Origin of the sequence: Pseudomonas sp. BT-42-2, assembly GCF_025847435.2 — a bacterium.
Lineage (GTDB): Bacteria > Pseudomonadota > Gammaproteobacteria > Pseudomonadales > Pseudomonadaceae > Aquipseudomonas > Aquipseudomonas urmiensis.
Genome location: NZ_JAOYTM010000029.1, coordinates 1 through 20643, shown reverse-complemented (window position 1 = coordinate 20643; position 20643 = coordinate 1). Strand labels below are relative to the sequence as shown.

Sequence of the window (20643 nt, the reverse complement as noted above, 5' to 3'; positions counted from 1 at the left end):
CGAATTCTACAGCGTTACAAGCTGCTGTCAACTACCTTTTTCACCGCTGCCGATCAGAAGATCGAAGCACCTCCAGTACCGCCTGAAACATCTAACTCGTTGATAATCAAGGAGTTTTCTGCTCCAACTACGCTGGAAGTGGGGCGCATTATAAGGGGTTTCGACAGGCCGTCAACACTTTATTTCAAATATGTTTCAAACCGCCCTGCCCCGCCCACCTATAAGCCGCGGCACACGCCGCCACACGGCCGGAATACGTAGTGCCAGCAAGGCAGCACCTATAGATGCGTAGATGGCCCACTCCTTGAGATCCGAGCGCACAATCCATAGAAAATGCAGCAATCCCAACCCAAGGATCACATACACCAGCTTATGCAGCTTCTTCCAACGCGCGCCCAAGCGCCGTTGGCTGTAGCGATTGGAGGTGACCGCCAGCGCCAGCAAGCCAATAAACCCCAGCACGCCAACGATGATGTACGGGCGCTTACGCAGTTCGACGCCCAACTGCCCCCAATCCAAACCGAGGATGAACACCATATAGGCGGTCATGTGCAGCACTATATAAGCAAAGCACCACAGCCCCAGCTGCCGACGCACCACGATCCAGCCTGACCACCCCGTCAAACGCTGCAGAGGAGTCATGCTCAAGGTTATCAGCAGGAAGATCAGCGCACCGAGCCCGAGGCGGTCGACCAGGATCTTGCCAGGGTCCGGCCCCAGCAGATTCATCGCCGCCTCGTACAGCCACCACGCCGGAAACAGGCAGCCCAGCAGAAAAATAGCCAGGCGCAACCAGGGATAGCGCATCAATAGTTCTTCCGCAGATCGAGCCCATTATATAGAGAGGCGACTTCATCGCCGTAGCCATTGAACATCAAGGTATCGCGCACATTAGGGCTGAACAGCCCGCTGGGCAGACGCCGCTCGCGGGCCTGGGTCCAGCGCGGATGGTCGACATTCGGGTTGACGTTGGCATAAAAACCATACTCAGTCGGCGCCAGGCTTTCCCAGGTAGTCTTGGGTTGCTCGGCGACCAGACTGATCCGCACAATCGACTTGATACTTTTGAAGCCGTACTTCCAGGGCACCACCAGGCGCAACGGTGCGCCATTCTGATTGGGCAACTCCCGGCCATACATGCCCACCGCAAGTATCGCCAGCGGATTCATCGCTTCATCCAGGCGCAAGCCCTCTACATACGGCCAGTCGATCAAGGCAAATGAGGAACGTTGACCCGGCATGACTTTGGGATCTTGCAGCGTCTCAAATCGCAGGTAACGCGCTTTCGAGGTCGGCTGCACCTTTTTGAGCACCTCCGCCAGGGTAAAACCCAGCCAGGGGATGACCATCGACCAGGCCTCGACACAGCGCAGTCGATAGATGCGTTCCTCCAGCTGGTACGGCTTGACGAAGTCCTCCAGCGCATAGCGCCCGGGCTTGGCCACCTCACCATCGACCACCAGGCTCCACGGCTCGGTCTTCAGGCTACCGGCATTGGCCGCCGGATCGCCCTTGTCGGTGCCGAACTCGTAGAAGTTGTTGTAGTGCGTTGCATCCTTGAACGGAGTGATCGCCTCATCCTTGACCGTTACCGCTTGCCAACGAGCGGCGCCCAGCTTGTCGCTGAACCATTGCGGCGGCGCACCAGGCGCGACATCGGCATAGCGCGACGGCTCGCCCGCGCTGGCCAACCCTGGCAGCGCACCCACGGCAATACCCGCCAAAGAGGCACCCAGCACGGCTCGACGCGATAGATAGAGGCTTTCGGGGGTGATCTCCGAAGCCTGGCAATCGGATGAACGAGGGATCTTGATGAGCATAACGGCTCCACAGTACGGGCAACTGATGTACCCGTAAGACTGTGGAGCCGGCAGGTTATTCCAGCATTAAATCAACTTCAGGCTTTTCGCCGACGCACCCGCAGCAAGTACTGCACCGGGCCCGAGATCGCATAGCCGAGGAAGATCAGCAGGAGGATGCGCGGCGGATCGCTGAACACTACGGCAAACACCAGCACCACGGCCAGGATCGCCACGAAAGGCACGCGCCCCTTGAGGTCGAGCTCTTTGAAGCTGTTGTACTTGACGTTGCTGACCATCAGCATGCCGGCAGCGGCGACCAGCAGCGCGACCAGGAACGACAGCTTGGAACCCTGGATGCCGAAATCGCTAAACGCCCAGACAGTACCGGCCACCACACCTGCCGCAGCCGGGCTGGCCAGACCGATGAAGTAACGCTTGTCGGCGGTGCCGACCTGGGTGTTGAAACGGGCCAGACGCAACGCCGCGCCCGCAACATAGATGAAGGCCACCATCCAACCGACCTTGCCCATGTCGCCCAGTGCCCAACCGAATGCCAACAGTGCCGGAGCGACGCCGAAGGCGACCATGTCGGACAACGAGTCGTACTCGGCGCCAAAGGCGCTTTGGGTGTTGGTCATGCGCGCTACACGACCATCGAGGCCGTCGAGCACCATGGCCACGAAAATGGCGATGGCAGCAAAGGCGAAATACTTGCTCGCCTCGCGGGGATCACCTGCGCTCATGGCGCTCTGCGCGCTGATCGAGCTGATGATCGAGTAAAAGCCGGCGAACAGGTTGGCAGTGGTGAACAGGTTGGGCAGCAGGTAGATGCCGCGATGCCGCACCTTACGCCCTTCGGCGTCATGCCCCTCTTCAACATGCTCATCGACAGGTAGCAGGCTTTCGGCGTCGGAGGGCTTGTTCGGCTCTTCGGGACGTTCGCTCATGAAAATTACCTTGCAACTGAGTGGAAAATGTTTCGACACGGGCTTGCAAAACAGGTTCTGACAGCAAGCCACTGGTCGCTTTATACCAGATGCGAGCCGCCTAAACGAAAAAACGCGGCCGAAGCCGCGTTTTCATCTCATCGCAAAGACTTAGTTCTTAGCCTTGTCGACGATCTTGTTAGCCGAGATCCAAGGCATCATGGAACGCAGCTGCTCACCGATCACTTCGATACCGTGGGCGGCGTTGTTACGACGCTTGGCGGTCATCGATGGATAGTTGGTGGCGCCTTCGGAGATGAACATCTTCGCGTACTCGCCGTCCTGGATGCGCTTCAGAGCATTGCGCATGGCCTTGCGGGATTCTTCGTTGATGACTTCTGGGCCAGTCACGTACTCGCCGTACTCGGCGTTGTTGGAGATCGAGTAGTTCATGTTGGCGATGCCGCCTTCGTACATGAGGTCAACGATCAGCTTCAGTTCGTGCAGGCACTCGAAGTAGGCCATTTCTGGCGCGTAGCCCGCTTCAACCAGGGTTTCGAAACCGGCTTTGACCAGCTCGACGGTACCGCCGCACAGAACAGCCTGCTCGCCGAACAGGTCGGTTTCAGTCTCGTCCTTGAAGGTGGTTTCGATGATGCCGGTACGGCCGCCACCGACGCCAGCGGCGTACGACAGAGCAACGTTCTTGGCGTTGCCCGAGGCGTCTTGGTAGATCGCGATCAGGTCAGGGATACCGCCGCCTTTGACGAACTCGGAGCGCACGGTGTGGCCCGGAGCTTTCGGCGCGATCATGATCACGTCGAGGTCGGCACGCGGAACGACCTGGTTGTAGTGGATCGAGAAGCCGTGGGAGAAGGCCAGGGTAGCGCCCTTCTTGATGTTCGGCTCGATCTCGTTCTTGTACAGAGCGCCCTGGAACTCGTCCGGGGTCAGGATCATGACCAGGTCGGCAGCAGCGACAGCGGTAGCCACATCGGCAACTTTCAGGCCGTGAGCTTCTGCCTTGGCAACGGTAGCCGAACCTTTACGCAGACCGACGGTAACGTCTACACCGGAGTCCTTCAGGTTGCACGCCTGGGCGTGGCCTTGCGAACCGTAGCCGATGATGGCGACTTTCTTACCTTGGATGATGGAAAGGTCGCAGTCTTTGTCGTAGAAAACTTTCATGAAATACCCCTGTTATATCTCGGCCCTAGTGGAGCCATCGCTAATTTTTGAAGTTAGATGCTGAGCACTTTGTCGCCACGGGCAATGCCGGTGACTCCACTGCGCACGGTTTCGAGAATCGATGCGGTGCCGATCGCCTGGATGAAGCTGTCCAGTTTGTCGCTGGTGCCGCTCAGTTGCACGGTATACACGCTGGCGGTTACGTCGACGATCTGCCCACGGAAAATGTCGGTGGTGCGTTTGATCTCGGCGCGCTGGGCGCCGGTGGCCTTGACCTTGACCAGCATCAGTTCGCGTTCGATGTGAGCGCTTTCCGACAGGTCGACCAGCTTCACCACTTCCACCAGCTTGTTCAGGTTCTTGGTGATCTGTTCGATCACTTCGTCGTGGCCAACGGTGGTCAGGGTCAGGCGCGAGAGGGTTGGGTCCTCGGTCGGCGCCACGGTCAGGCTTTCAATGTTGTAGTTGCGCTGGGAGAACAGGCCGACCACGCGAGACAAGGCACCGGGTTCGTTTTCCAGCAGCAGGGAAATGATGTGCCGCATATCAGGTACGCTCCGTCTTGCTCAGCCACATGTCACGCATCGAGCCGTCTTTGATCTGCATCGGGTAGACGTGCTCGGTCCTGTCGACTGCGATATCGATGAACACCAACCGGTCTTTCATGGCGAAGGCTTCTTCAAGCTTGGGCTTGAGGTCCTTCAGGCTGGTGATGCGGATACCGACATGGCCATAGGCCTCGACCAGCTTGACGAAGTCCGGCAGCGACTCGACATACGAATGCGAGTGACGGCCGTTGTACGACATGTCCTGCCACTGGCGAACCATGCCCAGTACACCGTTGTTGAGGTTGACGATTTTCACCGGCAAACCGTACTGCATGCAGGTCGACAGCTCCTGGATGTTCATCTGGATGCTGCCTTCACCGGTCACGCAGGCGACATCGTCATCCGGGAAGTTGAGCTTGACGCCCATCGCCGCCGGGAAGCCGAAGCCCATGGTGCCCAGGCCGCCGGAGTTGATCCAACGGTTTGGCTTGTTGAAGCGGTAGTACTGCGACGCGAACATCTGGTGCTGGCCAACGTCGGACGTGATGAACGCGTCGCCGTTGGTCACTTCACACAGGGTCTCGATCACGGTCTGCGGCTTGATCACGCTGCCGTCGCCCTTGTCGTAAGGGAACAGGCCGCGATCACCACGCCACTCTTCGATCTGCTTCCACCAGGCGTCCAGCGCGGCCTTGTCAGGCTGCTGGCCGATTTCCTTGAGGATTGCCAGCATTTCGCTGAGCACACTGTCGACCGGACCTACGATCGGTACGTCGGCCTTGATGGTCTTGGAGATCGAGGCCGGGTCGATATCGATGTGGATGATCTTGGCGTTCGGGCAGAACTTGGCCGGGCCGTTGATCACACGGTCATCGAAACGCGCACCCACCGCCAGGATCACGTCGGCATTGTGCATGGCCAGGTTGGCGGTGAAGCTGCCGTGCATACCGAGCATGCCGAGGAACTGGCGGTCGGTACCCGGGAAGCCGCCCAAGCCCATCAGGGTATTGGTGACTGGCAGGTTCAGCGACTTGGCGATTTCGGTCAGCGCTTCGGAGCCGCCGCCGAGGATCACGCCACCACCGGAGTAGACGATCGGACGCTTGGCGGCGAGGATCATCTCGGCTGCCTTGCGGATCTGCCCCGAATGGCCACGTACGGCTGGGCTGTAGGAACGCAGCTTGACCTTCTTCGGATAGACGTACTCGAACTTCTCGGCCGGGTTGGTCATATCTTTTGGAATGTCGACCACGACCGGGCCGGGACGGCCGGATTGCGCCAGGTAGAAGGCTTTTTTCAGGACTTCCGGGATTTCCGAGGCGTGCTTGATCATGAAGCTGTGCTTCACGATCGGCCGCGAGATACCGATCATGTCGGTTTCCTGGAAGGCATCGGTGCCGACCATGGTGCTAGGCACCTGGCCCGACAGGATGACCATTGGAATCGAATCCATGTACGCGGTAGCAATGCCGGTAATGGCATTGGTGGCGCCCGGACCTGAGGTTACCAGCACTACACCAGCCTTGCCGGTAGCGCGGGCATAACCGTCGGCCATGTGGGTTGCCGCCTGCTCGTGACGAACCAGGATGTGCTCGACTTCCGGCTCTTTGAACAGCGCGTCGTAAACATGAAGGAGAGCACCGCCAGGGTACCCGTAGATGTGCTTAACGCCTTCGTCACGCAAAAAGCGGACGACCATCTCAGCGCCAGATAAAAGCTCCACGTTGTTCACCTCTAAAACGCCAGAATACCGCCCCTAGTGGACGGGTCTTAATAGGTTTACTGCCAAGCAGAGCATGAGCGAACGTCAGCACTGACTGAGCAAGTATTGGGAGCACCCCAGAGTGTTGCGGGGTTTTCCCACCCAGCGCGAGGTAACGCGTTGCGGGGTGTAACAAGTCGGCGCGGGTGTGCGCCTCATGATCTGCTTAGCGGGTCTGCTTCTGGCAGTCCCTCTAAAGCGGAAACTGGATTCTTGTGATTCGCCGCGATTAAGTCAAGAAAAATTATTGCCAATTTTTCCTCAGGATGAATTCGTTCCACCACGAATAGATCTGACAGCAGCAGAAAAACAAACAAAAGACAAAAAAAGAGCCGCAATCTGCGGCTCTTGAAAGAAAAAGAGAAGAAATCAGGCGGATGGGCTGATCAATTGATCGAATTCCGCCAGCAGTCGACGCAGCGCGCGACTCTGCTCTGGGCGATCGACGAAAACCGTTTCAGCCATCACCAGGATGCCCGAGGCATTTGGCAAGGGATGCCCGTGTTCGAGAATGAGCTTCATTCGTGGCAGGAAAATCCACTGCAGCCACTGCTCGAAGCCCATCGAATCAACGGCGAACGGCACCACGCTGGCAAGCGCTTCGGCACTGGGTGATTGCTCACTCCACCAGCCTTGCGCACGCAGTTCGTGCTCGATCAGCAACAAGTGATCAGCGATATCGAGAATACGTTGCTCGATCATCACAGATTGACCCGTGCCTTCTGTCGCGCCAGCGCTGCACCTGCGCTGTCACCCTGTTTCTCGCGGGCTTGGGCGATGGTGTTCCACAGTTCGGCTTGCAGGTCTGGACGGCCATTGGCGTAGGTCAGGGCACGACGCGCCAGCTGTTCGGCCTGGGCCGCATCGCCTTGCGACAAACGCACCTGCGCCAGGCGGAACAGCACTTGCGGCTCACGCGGGGCGATGCGCTGGGCACGCTCCAGGCTCGACGAGGCGCCATTGAAGTCGCCACTGCCCTGTTGCTGCTGGGCGGTGGTCAGCAGCGCCAGCACCGGGCCATCGAGCTGTTCGTCGGCCGACAGGCTGCCGGCGGCCGTATTGCTACGCGGAATCCCAGTCGGCGCGCTGCTCGCAGCTGGCGTACTACTCATCGAGGCGATGTCGAACGGCTCGTCAGCGATCGGGTTGGGATTGGTGGTGATCGGACCGGTACTGATCGGTGCAGTGCTGATGGGTGCTGCACCATTGCCCGCGGGGAAGGTCTGGATGGACGATGCGCCCGCCCCTTGCGGGATCATCACGGTAACCCCGGAATCTTCCGTCAGTGCCTGCGCCTGCGAGGTGCCGTTGCCGGCCTGGGTCGCAGCACGGTTGGCAGTAACGCGCTCGCTGTTAGATACCCGGGTGCTCGAGTCGACCACCGGAATGTTGCCGCGTGGAACGCTGGCGCAGCCATGGAGCATGGCCAATGCCGTCAAGGCAGGAAACCACCACTTGTTCACTTCACACCCTCTTCAAATGCGGCTGCTGGCCTGGGGGTTGATCCGCCCAGGCCAGCAGTGCTCAATTCATCCAACCCTTGACCCAGTCCATGACCGACTCAGCCGGATTCTGCTCACCGCCGCAGGCAACCCCTGCGGCCGGTTCGCTGCCGCGAATATACGGCATCTGCACCGCTCCCGGACAGCTACTGTCGGAGCCTTGGCCGCTGTACGGATCGATCCAGGCCTGCACCACGTTATCCGGTTGCGGCATGTCCAGCGGCAACGGATCGGCCTTGCGCATGAAGCTGGTCCACACCTGCAGGGCGCCGGTGGCACCAGTGAACGGCGTCTTGCCGTTGTCGTCGCGGCCCAGCCATACCACCGCCAGCAGATCCTGGCTGAAGCCGGAGAACCAGCTGTCGCGCGAATCGTTACTGGTGCCGGTCTTGCCCGCCAGGGTCAGGTTGTTCGGCAATACACTGTAAACCGAACGCCCGGTACCCTCACGCATGACCCGCTGCATGGCGTTCTGCACCAGATAAATGGCACCTGGATCGAAGGTCTGCTGGATCTGGAACGGATACCGCTTGAGCGGCTCGCCCTCGGCGGTCAGTACGCTGCGGATACCGCGCATCGGCGTGTTGAAACCGCCGTTGGCGATGGTCTGGTACATGGTCGCGACTTGCATCGGCGACATGCCGCCAGCGCCCAGCAGCATCGACGGGAACGCCGGCCAGTCAACATTGACGCCCAGGCGGCCAATGGTCTTGATCACGTTCGGCACGCCCACTTCCAGGCCGAGCTTGGCGGTGGACAAGTTGTAGGAATTGGCCAGCCCCTGATACAGGTAGATGGTGCCGTGCGGACGGCGATCGTAGTTCTGCGGACGCCAGACCTGGCCGTCGGCGCCTTTGACCGAGAACGGCTCATCCTGCACCCAGCTGGTCAGGGTGTACTTGCTCGGCTTTTCCAGCGCGGTCAGGTACACCGCCGGTTTGACCAGCGAGCCGATCGGACGCACGGCATCGATCGCGCGGTTGAACCCGGCAAAGCCCGACTGACGGCTGCCGATCAACGCCTGAACTTCGCCAGTCTCAGGATTGGTTACCACCATCGCCGACTCGACCGCATCCGAACCCTTGCGCCCGGCCAGACGCTTGAAGGTCTCGCTCATGGCGGTTTCGGCCTTCATCTGCAGGATCGGGTCGAAACTGGTGAAGATGCGCAGACCTTCTTCGGTAAGGTCTTCGTCGCGGTAATCCTGGCGCAGCTGTCGCTTGACCAGGTCGAGGAAGGCCGGGAACGAGCTGTCGGCCAGGCTGCCGCGCTTGGTGACGCCCAACGGCATCTTCTTCGCCGCCTCGACCACTTCCTTACTCGCCACACCCTGCTCGGCGAGCAGATCGAGCACCAGGTTACGGCGGATCAGGGCCCGCTCAGGGTAGCGCCGCGGGTTGTAATACGACGGCCCCTTGACCATGCCGACCAACAGGGCAATCTGATGCAGCTTGAGCTCTTGCAGCGGCTGGCTGAAGAAGAACTGGCTGGCCAAGCCAAAGCCGTGCACGGCGCGCTGGCCATCCTGGCCGACGAACACTTCGTTGAGGTAGGCCTCAAGGATCTCGCGCTTGTCGTAATGCAGTTCGAGCAACACGGCCATCATGGCTTCAGTCAGCTTACGGCTCAGGCTGCGCTCGTTGGTCAGGTAGAAGTTCTTCACCAACTGCTGCGTCAGGGTACTGCCCCCCTGGCGCATGGCGCCGGACGAAGTATTGATCCACACCGCCCGGGCGATGCCCTTGGGCGAGACGCCAAAGTGACTGTAGAAATCACGGTCTTCGGTGGCGATCAAGGTTTCCAGCAGGTACGGCGGGACCTGGTCGATCTTGATCAGGATGCGGTCTTCAAGGTTCTTCGGGTAGATACCGCCGATCATCAGCGGCTCCAGGCGCACCACATCGAGCTTGCCGCCGTTGGCGCCGGTCATGCCCGCGACGTAGTCGCCGGAGAAGCGCACGCGCACGAACTGCGCGGGCTCCATACCTTCATAAAACTGGAAGCCGCGAGTGTTGAGGTCGACGTTATTGCCGTTGACCGAGGCCGCGCCCGGGCCATTGGCCGCGCTTTCGCGGCGATAGCCGAGGGCATCGAGCTCGGTGAGGAAGTCGTTCTTGCTCAGCTTCTGGCCGACGAACAGCTCCAGCGGCCGGGCATACACCTTGGCCGGGATGGTCCAGCGCTTGCCGGAGAACTTCTCCTGGACGATGGCATCGAGGTAGATGGCAAAACCGGCCACCAGCACCAGGCCTACCAGGCTGAGTTTCAGGGCCCAGCCCAGCCAGGCACGGGAGCGGCCGGTCGAGCGTTTCTGCGCAGTACGGGAATTTCGGGATCGAGTCATGGCGGCGGATTATACGCACTTTAGTCAAGGCAGGCCCGGCGGTATGCAGGGACGGCACCATTGACCATAATGGCGCATTCGAATTCCCTTACCCCGGAAGGATTGCCCGTGAGCCAAGCCCTCATCAGTGCCCTGCAGAACCCCGCCCTCTACCCTCATCCCGTGGACGGGTTCCAGCTCATCGAGACGCATATCTCGTGGGTGCTGCTCACGGGTGAGTACGCCTACAAGATCAAGAAGCCAATGAACTTTGGCTTCCTGGACTTCACCGGCCTGGCCCAGCGCGAGCATTTCTGTAACGAAGAGTTGCGCCTGAACCAGCGCCTGACCGAAGGCCTGTATCTGGACGTGCTGCCGATCACCGGCAGCGTCGAAGCGCCGCAAATCGGTGGCGAAGGTGCACCGATCGAATTCGCCCTGCGCATGCGCCAGTTTCCCCAAAGCCAGTTGCTCAGCACCTTGCAGGCCAACGGCGAACTGAACGCCAGCCACATCGACCAGATGGCCCGACAGATTGCCGAGTTCCACCAGCAGACCCCCAAGGTCCTGGCCGATCAGCCATTCGGCTCGCCTGAAAGCGTGATGGCCCCGGTTGAGCAGAACTTCGAGCAAATCCGCCCATTCCTCAGCGACAAGGCCGACTTGCAACAGCTGGACGCACTGCAGGCTTGGGCACGCAGCAGCTTCGATCGCCTGCACGAGCTGTTCGCCGCGCGCAAGGCCAACGGCTTCATCCGCGAGTGCCATGGTGATATCCACCTGGGTAACGCTACGCTGATCGATGGCAAGGTGGTGGTGTTCGATTGCATCGAGTTCAACGAGCCGTTCCGCAAGACCGATGTCTGGGCTGACACCGGTTTCCTCGCCATGGACCTTGAAGACCGCGGCCTGAAGTGCCTTGCGCGGCGTTTCATCAGCCAATATCTGGAGCTGACCGGCGACTACCAGGGCCTGGAGTTGCTCAACTTCTACAAGGCTTATCGCGCACTGGTACGCGCCAAGGTCGCCCTGTTCAGCATGCCTACCAATGCCGACGGCGTGCAGCGCGCCACCACCCTGCGCACTTACCGCAACTATGCCAACCTGGCCGAGAGCTATAGCGCGATCCCCTCGCGCCTGCTGGCCATCACCCATGGTGTATCGGCGGTTGGCAAAAGCCATGTATCGATGCGCCTGGTCGAATCGCTGGGCGCGATCCGCGTGCGCTCTGACGTCGAACGCAAGCGCCTGTTCGGTGAACAAGCCCAGGCCAATGCGGGCCAGCTCCAAGCCGGGATCTACGACCAGAGCGCCAGTGGCGCCACCTACCAGCGCCTGCATCAGTTGGCGGAAGTGATTCTGCGCGCAGGTTTCCCGGTTGTGCTCGATGCCACCTACCTCAAGCAGGAACAACGCCAGGCCGCCGCCGAGGTGGCCAGCCAGACCGGCGTGCCGTTGCTGATCCTCGATTGCCACGCGCCGCAGGCGGTGATCGAAAGCTGGTTGGCCCAGCGCCAGGCAGACAACGACGACCCATCCGACGCCACCTTGGAAGTAGTCAAGGCGCAACAGGCCAGCCGCGACCCGCTCAATGAGCAGGAACTGCGCGACAGCAAGCGCGTAGACACCCAGGAAAGCGCCAGCATGGACCAGTTGATCGAACAGATCCGCCAGCGCCTGCCCGGCCTTTAAGCACCCAGACGTGAAGCAGTCGACACTTCACGCCTGAACATCGGCGCCTGTTCAGTGATGGCATTACAATATCATCACACCCCACGAGGAGGCGCCGCCATGAACCAGCCCCGGCAACTGGACAACACCCTGTACGCCCTCGTGCGCGATGAGCAGATCGCCGCCTTCAATCGCGAGAAACCTACCGACACGGTGATCGATTTTCGTGGCGGGGATTTCCGCGGTTTGGATCTGCGCGAACTGGATGTGCGGGGGATCGACTTCACCGATGCCTACTTCCGCGCCTCCGACCTGCGCGGCCTGGATCTGCGCGAAAATGGCCTGGAAGGCGCCAGCATTGCCCATGCGCAGATTTCCGGAACTTACTTCCCTGCCCAGCTGAGTGCCGATGAGATCTTGATGTCGGCCAAGTTTGGTACCCGTATGCGTTACCGGCCAATTTCTGGGAATTGATACCGATGGTGCGGGCCTCATCGCGGGGCAAGCCCGCTCCCACGCAGCTTGAGTCTAAGTCTGTCGTTTGCGTGGGAGCGGGCTTGCCCCGCGATGCGGCCGAGCCTGCTACCACGGTCTGCGGCATCCCGTCGGCTCCGATGGCAAAACGCCGCGTATCCGCCAAGCCCCGCTACACTCCTGTCTGACCTGCTCGCGATTTATTCATACGACCCGTTCAGCCATCGCAAGGAGGCTCGATGAACGATGAATTGCAGCACCTGAAGAACCTCGGCAAGACCTCCGCCCAGTGGTTGCACGCAGCCGGCATCCATAGTGCGTCGGACTTGCGTCGCCTGGGCGCGGTGGGCGCATACCAGGCCGTACGAACCCGAGGTTTTCGTGCATCCAAGGTGTTGTTGTACGCAATCGAAGGCGCCCTGCTGGACATGCACTGGAACGATTTGCCTGCCGAACGCAAGCAAGCGCTCAACCAGCAGTTGGACGCGAAGAACGCCACGCAAAAAAATATGAAATAAGTTGGGGAATGGGATTGACGCAGAAATGAGAATCGTTATGATTATCACAACTGGTCGCGAGACTGGTTGGATAACCTGAAAGCCCCTGGTTCGGACTCTCAGATTATCTCCTCATCAGGCTAATCACGGTTATTGACCCGGCTTTTTGCCGGGTCTTTTTTTGCCTGGACTTCAGGGCCTGGCAGAGCTTGGCACATCGCGGGGCAAGCCCGCTCCAACGCAGCTTACTTACGTCTAAGCCTGTCGTTTGCGTGGGAGCGGGCTTGCCCCGCGATGAGGCCAATGGATGTTCAATGCGCCTTACGCAATTGCGCACAATAGTCCTGCTCCGGCACCGCAGCGGTGAACCAGACGTAATCCGCCATCCCCGGCTCAACCCGCTCCCCCACCTCGGCCAGCAGCACCACCTTGGTCTGCCCCTGGGCCCCAAGGTCGGCCAGATGCAGCGGCACCCCCAGATCCTTGCGCACGTGATAACTACCGGCAAACAACAACGCCGGCTCAGGCGCGGCGATCATCCGCTCTGCCATGCGCCGATCACGCTGTTGCTGCACCGCGAGCATCGCCGGCAGCTGGCTTTCGGGCAGCAAACCGCAATGCCCATCACGCACCTGCGCCAACAGTGAAGCCTTGACCGCAGGCGCATTGGAGCGCTCGCCCTGCAGCGAGACAGGCTGCCGATAAGCCTGACGCATCTCACTGCTGGAAAGGTTGGCGGCCAGCAACGGTATTTGCAGCTCGAACGCCTCGCGCACGATCGGCCCATACCACTGCCAATCCCAGCCTTCCTGCCAGGCCAGCGCCTTGGGCAAGTCTGCCGGCAGTTGCCCGCCTGCAGCCACGGCATCCACCCGCGGCTGTTGTTCAGGCTGGAGCATCTCCAATAACAGGCTGCCCTGCGCCCGCTGACTGGCCAGGGCGCGCAGCAGCCACAGCTGCAAGGCATGCTGATCGGGATTGTCGTGCTTCTCACCCACTAGCACGCGCGGTGCATCGGCCAATTGCTCAAGCAGTTGCTGGGGGCTGATCAGTTGGCCGCTGGCAAGGTCGCGGATCTGCCCCAACTGCGAATGGTCGCGCCCTTCACTACCCTGCCAGGCTGGCAACGCCGGCAAGCTGGCCTGGCGTGCCTGACAGCCGCTCAAGGTCAAGGCCACACAGATCGACAACAGCAAGCGATGGCGCATCGAGCAGTTCTCCTAACGGGTGATGATCAGCGGATGGCCGCGCTCCGGGTGATCCTGCACCAGCACATCAATGCCGTACACCGCCTTGAGCGCTTCAGGGGTCAAGACCTTGCGTGGAGAATCAAGTGCATGGCAGCGCCCCTGTTCCAGCAGCAATATCTGGTCACAGTAGCGCGCCGCCAAGTTCAGGTCATGCAGGATGACCATCACCGCCGCCCCCCGGTCGGCAAAACTGCGGACCGCTTGCAGCGTGGTGTGCTGGTGCAAGGGATCGAGCATGGAGGTTGGCTCGTCCAACAGCAGCGTAGCGCCAGCTTCGCCCGGCCACAGCTGCGCCAACACCCGCGCCAGGTGCACGCGCTGGCGTTCGCCACCGGATAACGCTAGATAGCTGCGCTCGAGCAAGTGCCAGGCATCGGCGGCGCGCAACGCAGCCTCGATGATCTGCTGGTCACGTTGTTGGCCGCTGGCATGCGGCAAGCGCCCCATGCCGACCACTTCCTCGACCCGGAAGGCAAAGCCAAGGCTGGACACTTGCGGCAACACCGCCAGCTGCCGCGCGCGCGCTTGCCCGCTCCAGTCAGCCAGTTGCCGACCAAGCAGACGCACCTGGCCCTGGCTGGGTATCAGCTCGCCACATAAGGCCCCCAGCAGGCTGCTCTTACCCGCGCCATTGGGGCCCAGCACACCGAGGATCTCCCCCGGCTGCAGCTTCAGTTGGATATCGTGCAACACCTCAGTGCTGCCACGGCGCAGATGCAGGCCTTCGACTTCGAGCATCAGTTGCGCCCCTTGATCAGTAACAGCAAGAAGAACGGTGCACCAATGAAGGCGGTGACGATACCGATTGGCAACTCGGCCGGCGCCAGCGCCAAGCGCGCCACCAGGTCTGCGAACAACAGCAACGCTCCGCCCGCCAGCAACGACGCCGGCAGCAGCACGCGATGATCAGGCCCGGCCACCAGGCGTACCAGGTGCGGCACCACCAGGCCGATGAAGCCGATCAAGCCAGCGGCAGCCACGGCAGCGCCGACACCCAGGGCGGTGCAGAACACCAGCTCGCGCTTGAGCGACTCCACCTCGACGCCCAGGTGGCGGGCTTCTGACTCGCCCAGCAACAGCGCATTGAGCGCCTGGGCGCGGCGCGGCAGCCAGACGGCCACCGCGACGGTGACCAGGATCAACGGCCACAGCCGCTGGTAACTGGCGCCATTGAGGCTACCCAGGTTCCAGAAGGTCAAGGTGCGCAGGGTGGCGTCATCGGCCAGGTAAGTGAACAAGCCGACCGCTGAGCCCGCCAACGCCGTCAAGGCGATACCTGCCAGAAGCATGGTGGCGACGTTGGTCTGGCCGTCGCGTCGGCCCAGGCGATAGACCAGCGCCGTCACCCCCAAGCCGCCGACGAAGGCACAGACCGACAGCAAATAAGGTGCGAACCCTTCAGGGATGCCGCCCAACCAGCTGCCGCCGACAATCGCGATCGCCGCGCCCAGTGCCGCACCACTGGCGACACCGACCAATCCCGGGTCGGCCAGTGGGTTACGAAATAGCCCCTGCATGGCCACGCCTGACAGCGCCAGCACGGCGCCAACGGCCAGCCCAAGCAAGGTTCGCGGCAGACGAATCTGCCCCAGGATCAGCTCGGCCTGTTCCAGGCCGTCGCCTGCTACCGGCAACCCCAGCAGGCGCAGCCCGGCACGCAAGGTATCGATTAGCGGCAGACTGACCGGCCCCAGCGCCAGCGACAGCCAGACTGCCAGCAAACACAGCCCACTCAGGCCAATGAACAGCGTGCGCGGCTGGACTCGCCGCTTCATTGGGCCAGGCTAGCCTTGGCCAGCGGATAGAAGGCGGCAGCCAACTCCTGCAGGGTCGTCGGCAGGCGTGGACCCAAGCCGCCAACCAACAAGGTCGGATCCAGAGAAACCAAGCGTTTGTCGCGAATAGCCCGCGAGGCCGCCAGTGCCGGGTTCTCTTTCACCAGCGCTTGCAGGGCCTGCTCACCACTCAAGCTACGGTCAGAGAACACCACCACGTCCGGATCCAGGGCGGCCAGCGCTTCCACCGAGAAGTTCTTGTAGCCCTGATGATCGGCCAGGTTGCGCGCCCCCGCCTGACGCAGCAGCCAGTCCCCCGAGGTGCCGTGGCCGGCAATCATTGGCTTGGAGCCGGCGTGACCTACCAAAAGCAGCACCCCCGGCGCTTTCTGGCTGGCCTGGGCCTGCTTGACCTTGGCCTGTAGATCATCGAGTTGCTGGCGGTAACCTGCGGCCAGTTCGCGGGCTTGCCGTTCAGCGCCGAGCAGGCTGCCCAAATGCGTGAGGTTTTGCTCCACCGCGCCCAGTTCAGCTTTGCTGGAGAACAGCTCAACTCGCACACCGGCGTTGCGGATCTGTGCCAGTACCGGCGGCGGGCCCATTTCCTCGGTACCTACCAGCACATCGGGGCGCAGGCTGAGAATGCCCTCGGCAGACAGCTGGCGCTGGTAACCGATGCTGGGCAAAGCCTTGAGCGACTCTGGGTGTTGGCTGGTAGTGTCGACGCCAACCAGGCGCTGCTCGCCGCCCAGGGCGCTGATCCATTCGCTCAGGGCGCCACCGGCGCTCACCCAACGTTGCGGCAGCTCGGCGGCCAGAGCCTGGGTGGAGAGAACAAGACCGGCGCACAGGGCGATCAGGGCAGCGGGACGGCGCATCATCGGAGTTCCTTTGCAGAAGACAAGCCGCGCGCCTTGTGGCGAACAGCGGAACTGCGCACCATAGACAGCGCACGCAGCATGCGGGCAATTTGATAATTATTCGCATTGAGGCGTCAAGCCATCCGTTTGTTCCATTCCTTTACTGTACGAGCCTGTTCCTGCAATGCATTTTCTCTGCGCTTCCGAGCACCTTGGTGAAGGCCACAGCCGCGCGTTCAGCGTAGCGGGCGTGGCGCTGTTTGCCGTGCGCCGCCAAGGCCAGGTGTTTGCCTACCGCAATCGCTGCCCGCACAAAGGCATCACGCTGAACTGGCAAGTCGATCGCTTTCTCGATGACAGCGCCAGCCTGATTCATTGCGCCCATCACGGCGCCCTGTTTCTGATCGAGACGGGTGAATGCGTGGCCGGTCCCTGCGAGGGTGAGCAGTTGCAAGCCCTCGACTGCCTGGAAGACAGCCAGGGCATCTGGCTCAAGGATTGAGCAGCACCGGCAGCGGCCGGTCGATGACGATCTGTGAGGCATCCAGCCGTGTGCCATAGGCCAGCACTTCGACGCCATCGGCCACGGCTGCGCGCAGGGCGCTGGCGTAGGCCGCATCGATCTCCTCGGCTGGGCGCACCGCTTCGACCCCGGTGAGGTTGACGCAATACAGCTGCACGGCCCGAACGCCCTGGCGGGCCAAGCCCGCGAGTTCACGCAGGTGCTTGGCGCCGCGCTGAGTGACCGCATCCGGGAAGGCCGCTACTGACGTGTCCGGGTAGCCAAGGGTGACACTCTTGACCTCGATATAGGCCGGGCCACTGGCGAACTCCAGACGAAAATCGACCCGGCTGCCCTCCTCGCCATAGGCCACTTCGCGCTTGAGTGCAGTAAAGCCGGCCAATTCGCTGATCACCCCGGCGCGCAGGGCCTCTTCGACTAGCGCATTGGCCCGGCCAGTGTTGATGCAGGCCAACCGCCCCTGCGGCGTCTCACTGATTTCCCAGGTGCCTGGCAGCTTGCGCTTGGGGTCATTGGAGCGGCTGAACCAGACCTGCCCGCCTTCACGCATGCAATTGAGCATTGAGCCGGTGTTGGGGCAGTGGATGGTCAGCTGTTCGCCATTGGCCAGCTCGATGTCGGCCAGAAAACGTTTATAGCGGCGCAGCAGCCGCCCCTGTTCGAGCAAAGGGAAGAATGCCATCAGCCTTGCCAGCTCCGCAGACCACGGGCAAGACGCTCAACAGCCTGCTGCAGACGCGGCAGACTCTGGGTGTAGGCGAAGCGCACATGATGACCCGCCTGATGGCGACCAAAATCCAGGCCGGGGGTGAAGGCCAGGAACTCGGTTTCCAAGAAGTGCCGGCAGAAGGCGAACGCATCGCCACCGAACGCACTGATGTCGGCATATAAATAGAAGGCACCCTGCGGCTCGACGGCGATGCCAAAGCCCAATTCCCGCAGCGCTGGCAGCAGATAGTCGCGGCGCTTGGCGAACTCGCCGCGGCGTTCTTCGAGAATCGCCAGGGTGTCGGGCTGGAAGCAGGCCAGCGCGGCATGCTGGGCCATGCTCGGTGCACTGATGTACAGATTCTGCGCCAGTTTCTCCAGATCGCCGACCGCGTTCGGCGGCGCAACCAACCAGCCGAGGCGCCAGCCGGTCATGCCGAAATACTTGGAAAAACTATTCAAAACGAACGCTTCGTCGTCCACTTCCAGCACGCTGGGGGCGTCCATGCCATAGGTCAGACCGTGGTAGATCTCGTCCACCACCAGGTGGCCATGCCGCTCGCGAGTGGCCTTGGACAGGCTGGCCAAGGCCTCGCGGTCCAGAACGGTACCGGTCGGGTTGGCCGGTGACGCGACCAGTGCGCCTACCGTGTCGTTGTCCCAATGACGCTCGACCAATTCGGCGGTGAGCTGGTAGTTGACCTCAGGGCCCACCGGCACCAGCTGCGCGCCGCCTTCGACCAGGCGCAGGAAGTGGCGGTTGCACGGATAGCCAGGGTCGGCCAGCAACCAGTGCTTGCCCGGATCGACCAGCAGGCTGCTGGCCAGCAGCAGCGCGCCGGAACCGCCTGGGGTGATGAGGATACGCTCGGGGTCGATCGCCAGCTTGTAGCGCTGCGCATAGAAGCCAGCAATCGCCTCACGCAGCGCCGGCAGGCCCCGCGCGGCGGTGTAACGGGTATGCCCGTCGGCCAGGGCGGCCTGCCCCGCCGCGACGATCGGCGCGGCGGTGGTGAAGTCCGGCTCGCCGATCTCCAGGTGGATCACATCCCGGCCCGCCGCCTGCAATTCGTTGGCCCGCGCCAGCAGTGCCATGACATGAAAGGGTTCGATGGCGCGGCTGCGCGCGCTGTAGGGCTGAGCCATGGGGCCTTCTCTCAATTGGGTCTAAACTAGTTGTTCAACCGTTGTACGCCACTGAACGGGCGGCTCATGCCGCTGTCAACACGTAGGATCGGCCGGGCTAGCGCACCCCCGATCTATCTGGTAAGTTCGGCGGCTCGCAGTCGCAGGGCCGGCGGTCGCCGGAGATGGAGCATCCTGCGCATTGGATCAGATGAGTGAGAGGCGGTCTATTCATGTCCACCCAAGAAAAGCAAAAAGCCAGTCAAAATCTTTATGGGGTTCAGCCCTATCAGGAGACCAAGGGTGAGGAGTACATGGGTGAACCCATGCGCAAGCACTTCATCAATATCCTGAACGCTTGGAAGCAGGAGCTGATGGTCGGCGTCGACAAGACCGTGGACCACATGAAGGAAGAGGCGGCCAACTTCGCCGACCCGGCAGACCGTGCCACGCAAGAGGAAGAGTTTGCCCTTGAATTGCGCGCACGTGACCGCGAGCGCAAGCTGATCAAGAAGATCGACAAGACCCTGCAACTGATTCAGGACAAAGAGTACGGCTGGTGCGAGAGCTGCGGCATCGAAATTGGCTTGCGCCGACTCGAAGCTCGCCCTACTGCCGATCTGTGCTTCGATTGCAAAGAGCTTGCGGAAAAGAAAGAAAAGGCGGTTGGCAAGGGAGCCTGACTTCCACCGAACGGGGCGCTCAAGGCGCCCCGTTTCATTTGTAGATACTGTACGCCCATGACCCCATCACCCTACGTCGGCCGTTTTGCCCCAACCCCTAGCGGTTTCCTGCACTTTGGCTCACTGGTCGCCGCCCTGGCCTCCTGGCTGGATGCCCGTGCCGTGGGTGGCCGTTGGCTGCTGCGCATGGAAGACACCGACCCACCGCGCGAGATGCCCGGCGCACGCGATGCCATCTTGCATACCCTGGAAGGTTACGGCCTGGAGTGGGATGGCGAGGTTGTGTTCCAAAGCCAGCGCCATGCTGCGTACGCCGAGGTGGTCGAACGGCTGTTCCGCCAGGGCCTGGCCTATGCCTGCACCTGCTCGCGCAAGCAGCTGGAGGGGAGCAACGGTATTTATCCAGGCACGTGCCGCAATGCCGGCCATGCTCGCGAAGGCGCGGCGATTCGGCTACGAGTGCCAGAGCTGACCTACCGCTTCAATGACCGGGTGCAAGGCGAGTTCGCCCAGCATCTGGGCCGCGAAGTGGGCGATTTCATCATCCAGCGTCGCGATGGGCTGTATGCCTACCAATTGGCGGTGGTGCTGGACGATGCCTGGCAAGGTGTGACCGACATCGTGCGTGGGGCTGACTTGCTCGACAACACTCCGCGCCAGTTGTATCTGCAAGAGCTGCTGGGGTTTTCCCAGCCGCGCTACTTGCATATTCCGCTGATCATCCAGCCGGATGGGCACAAATTGGGCAAGTCCTATCGCTCGCCGCCGCTGGCGCCTGAGCAGGCCACACCGCTATTGCTAAGGGCGTTGCGGGCGCTGGGGCAAGCGACTGATCCGGCGCTGGAGAGTGCCAGCCCTGGCGAAGTGCTGGCAGTGGCGCGACAGCAATGGAGGCCTGATGCCATCGCCTCTCGAATGACCGTGCCAGAGGCCGATCTGCGCTGAGCCTGTGCCAACTCTATCGCGGGGCAAGCCCGCTCCCACGCCTGCGCCCTGTTGAAGATAGACAGGCGTGGGAGCGGGCTT

At 61.6% G+C, this 20643-nt stretch carries 21 protein-coding genes; 6 read left to right on the top strand and 15 right to left on the bottom strand.

What is annotated here, in order from left to right:
• Positions 1 to 195: 195 nt before the first annotated feature.
• The 9 genes from msrQ to mrcB all read right to left on the bottom strand — a co-directional run bounded on the left by msrQ (position 196) and on the right by mrcB (position 10072).
• Positions 196 to 807 carry a protein-methionine-sulfoxide reductase heme-binding subunit MsrQ gene (gene msrQ, locus OIU19_RS24880; protein ID WP_264237237.1) on the bottom strand — a complete coding sequence of 204 codons (612 nt, stop codon included), beginning with the start codon at positions 805 to 807 and terminating at the stop codon, positions 196 to 198.
• Positions 807 to 1820, bottom strand: coding sequence for a protein-methionine-sulfoxide reductase catalytic subunit MsrP (gene msrP / locus OIU19_RS24875; protein WP_264237236.1), 1014 nt, complete (start codon positions 1818 to 1820; stop codon positions 807 to 809). Before msrP ends, msrQ begins: the two co-directional genes overlap by 1 nt.
• Before the next feature lie 77 nt (positions 1821 to 1897).
• Positions 1898 to 2749 carry a CDP-diacylglycerol--serine O-phosphatidyltransferase gene (gene pssA / locus OIU19_RS24870; protein WP_186556458.1) on the bottom strand — a complete coding sequence of 284 codons (852 nt, stop codon included), beginning with the start codon at positions 2747 to 2749 and terminating at the stop codon, positions 1898 to 1900.
• A gap of 150 nt (positions 2750 to 2899) precedes the next feature.
• Complete coding sequence (gene ilvC, locus OIU19_RS24865; protein ID WP_033701544.1) at positions 2900 to 3916, bottom strand: ketol-acid reductoisomerase; 1017 nt, start codon at positions 3914 to 3916, stop codon at positions 2900 to 2902.
• A gap of 53 nt (positions 3917 to 3969) precedes the next feature.
• On the bottom strand, positions 3970 to 4461 hold the full coding sequence (ilvN, locus tag OIU19_RS24860; protein WP_003250040.1) for an acetolactate synthase small subunit: 492 nt from the start codon (positions 4459 to 4461) through the stop codon (positions 3970 to 3972).
• Between the two features lies 1 nt (position 4462).
• Positions 4463 to 6187: an acetolactate synthase 3 large subunit gene (locus OIU19_RS24855; RefSeq protein ID WP_186556459.1), complete on the bottom strand. Its 1725-nt coding sequence runs from the start codon at positions 6185 to 6187 to the stop codon at positions 4463 to 4465.
• 408 nt (positions 6188 to 6595) lie between these two features.
• Positions 6596 to 6928 (bottom strand): YqcC family protein, encoded by a 333-nt coding sequence (locus OIU19_RS24850; RefSeq protein ID WP_264237235.1) that lies wholly within the window; start codon positions 6926 to 6928, stop codon positions 6596 to 6598.
• Positions 6928 to 7689: a tetratricopeptide repeat protein gene (locus tag OIU19_RS24845; protein WP_186556461.1), complete on the bottom strand. Its 762-nt coding sequence runs from the start codon at positions 7687 to 7689 to the stop codon at positions 6928 to 6930. The genes OIU19_RS24850 and OIU19_RS24845 overlap by 1 nt, the downstream gene beginning before the upstream one ends.
• A gap of 61 nt (positions 7690 to 7750) precedes the next feature.
• Positions 7751 to 10072 (bottom strand): penicillin-binding protein 1B, encoded by a 2322-nt coding sequence (mrcB, locus tag OIU19_RS24840; RefSeq protein ID WP_264237234.1) that lies wholly within the window; start codon positions 10070 to 10072, stop codon positions 7751 to 7753.
• Positions 10073 to 10180: 108 nt separating this feature from the next.
• Here mrcB and OIU19_RS24835 point away from each other — a divergent pair, with 108 nt between their 5' ends.
• From OIU19_RS24835 to OIU19_RS24825, 3 genes are all read left to right on the top strand, one after another.
• On the top strand, positions 10181 to 11743 hold the full coding sequence (locus OIU19_RS24835; protein WP_264237233.1) for a bifunctional aminoglycoside phosphotransferase/ATP-binding protein: 1563 nt from the start codon (positions 10181 to 10183) through the stop codon (positions 11741 to 11743).
• 99 nt (positions 11744 to 11842) lie between these two features.
• Positions 11843 to 12196 (top strand): pentapeptide repeat-containing protein, encoded by a 354-nt coding sequence (locus OIU19_RS24830; protein WP_264237232.1) that lies wholly within the window; start codon positions 11843 to 11845, stop codon positions 12194 to 12196.
• Between the two features lie 239 nt (positions 12197 to 12435).
• Positions 12436 to 12714 carry a TfoX/Sxy family protein gene (locus OIU19_RS24825; RefSeq protein ID WP_264237231.1) on the top strand — a complete coding sequence of 93 codons (279 nt, stop codon included), beginning with the start codon at positions 12436 to 12438 and terminating at the stop codon, positions 12712 to 12714.
• A gap of 290 nt (positions 12715 to 13004) precedes the next feature.
• Here OIU19_RS24825 and OIU19_RS24820 read toward each other — a convergent pair whose 3' ends face one another.
• Genes OIU19_RS24820 through OIU19_RS24805 form a run of 4 tightly spaced genes read right to left on the bottom strand, consistent with a single transcriptional unit; the run spans position 13005 to position 16599 of the window.
• Positions 13005 to 13901: a ChaN family lipoprotein gene (locus OIU19_RS24820; RefSeq protein ID WP_264237230.1), complete on the bottom strand. Its 897-nt coding sequence runs from the start codon at positions 13899 to 13901 to the stop codon at positions 13005 to 13007.
• 12 nt (positions 13902 to 13913) lie between these two features.
• Positions 13914 to 14681 (bottom strand): heme ABC transporter ATP-binding protein, encoded by a 768-nt coding sequence (locus tag OIU19_RS24815; RefSeq protein WP_264237229.1) that lies wholly within the window; start codon positions 14679 to 14681, stop codon positions 13914 to 13916.
• Positions 14681 to 15664, bottom strand: a complete 984-nt coding sequence (locus OIU19_RS24810; RefSeq protein ID WP_264237238.1) for an iron ABC transporter permease — start codon at positions 15662 to 15664, stop codon at positions 14681 to 14683. Before OIU19_RS24810 ends, OIU19_RS24815 begins: the two co-directional genes overlap by 1 nt.
• Before the next feature lie 50 nt (positions 15665 to 15714).
• Positions 15715 to 16599: a hemin ABC transporter substrate-binding protein gene (locus tag OIU19_RS24805; RefSeq protein WP_264237228.1), complete on the bottom strand. Its 885-nt coding sequence runs from the start codon at positions 16597 to 16599 to the stop codon at positions 15715 to 15717.
• 163 nt (positions 16600 to 16762) lie between these two features.
• Between OIU19_RS24805 and OIU19_RS24800 the strand changes: the two genes are divergently transcribed.
• Positions 16763 to 17080 (top strand): Rieske 2Fe-2S domain-containing protein, encoded by a 318-nt coding sequence (locus tag OIU19_RS24800; protein ID WP_264237226.1) that lies wholly within the window; start codon positions 16763 to 16765, stop codon positions 17078 to 17080.
• Here the strand turns inward: OIU19_RS24800 and sfsA are convergent.
• Together sfsA and OIU19_RS24790 are read right to left on the bottom strand one after the other, a co-directional pair.
• A complete protein-coding gene (gene sfsA, locus OIU19_RS24795; protein ID WP_264237224.1) occupies positions 17070 to 17783 on the bottom strand; it encodes a DNA/RNA nuclease SfsA in 714 nt (237 codons plus the stop codon). The genes OIU19_RS24800 and sfsA overlap by 11 nt on opposite strands.
• On the bottom strand, positions 17783 to 18955 hold the full coding sequence (locus OIU19_RS24790; protein WP_264237222.1) for a pyridoxal phosphate-dependent aminotransferase: 1173 nt from the start codon (positions 18953 to 18955) through the stop codon (positions 17783 to 17785). The genes sfsA and OIU19_RS24790 overlap by 1 nt, the downstream gene beginning before the upstream one ends.
• Positions 18956 to 19167: 212 nt before the next feature.
• Between OIU19_RS24790 and dksA the strand changes: the two genes are divergently transcribed.
• On the top strand, positions 19168 to 19617 hold the full coding sequence (gene dksA / locus OIU19_RS24785; protein WP_264237221.1) for an RNA polymerase-binding protein DksA: 450 nt from the start codon (positions 19168 to 19170) through the stop codon (positions 19615 to 19617).
• A 57-nt stretch (positions 19618 to 19674) separates the two neighbouring features.
• Positions 19675 to 20562 carry a tRNA glutamyl-Q(34) synthetase GluQRS gene (gene gluQRS / locus OIU19_RS24780; protein WP_264237220.1) on the top strand — a complete coding sequence of 296 codons (888 nt, stop codon included), beginning with the start codon at positions 19675 to 19677 and terminating at the stop codon, positions 20560 to 20562.
• The last annotated feature ends 81 nt before the right edge of the window (positions 20563 to 20643 follow it).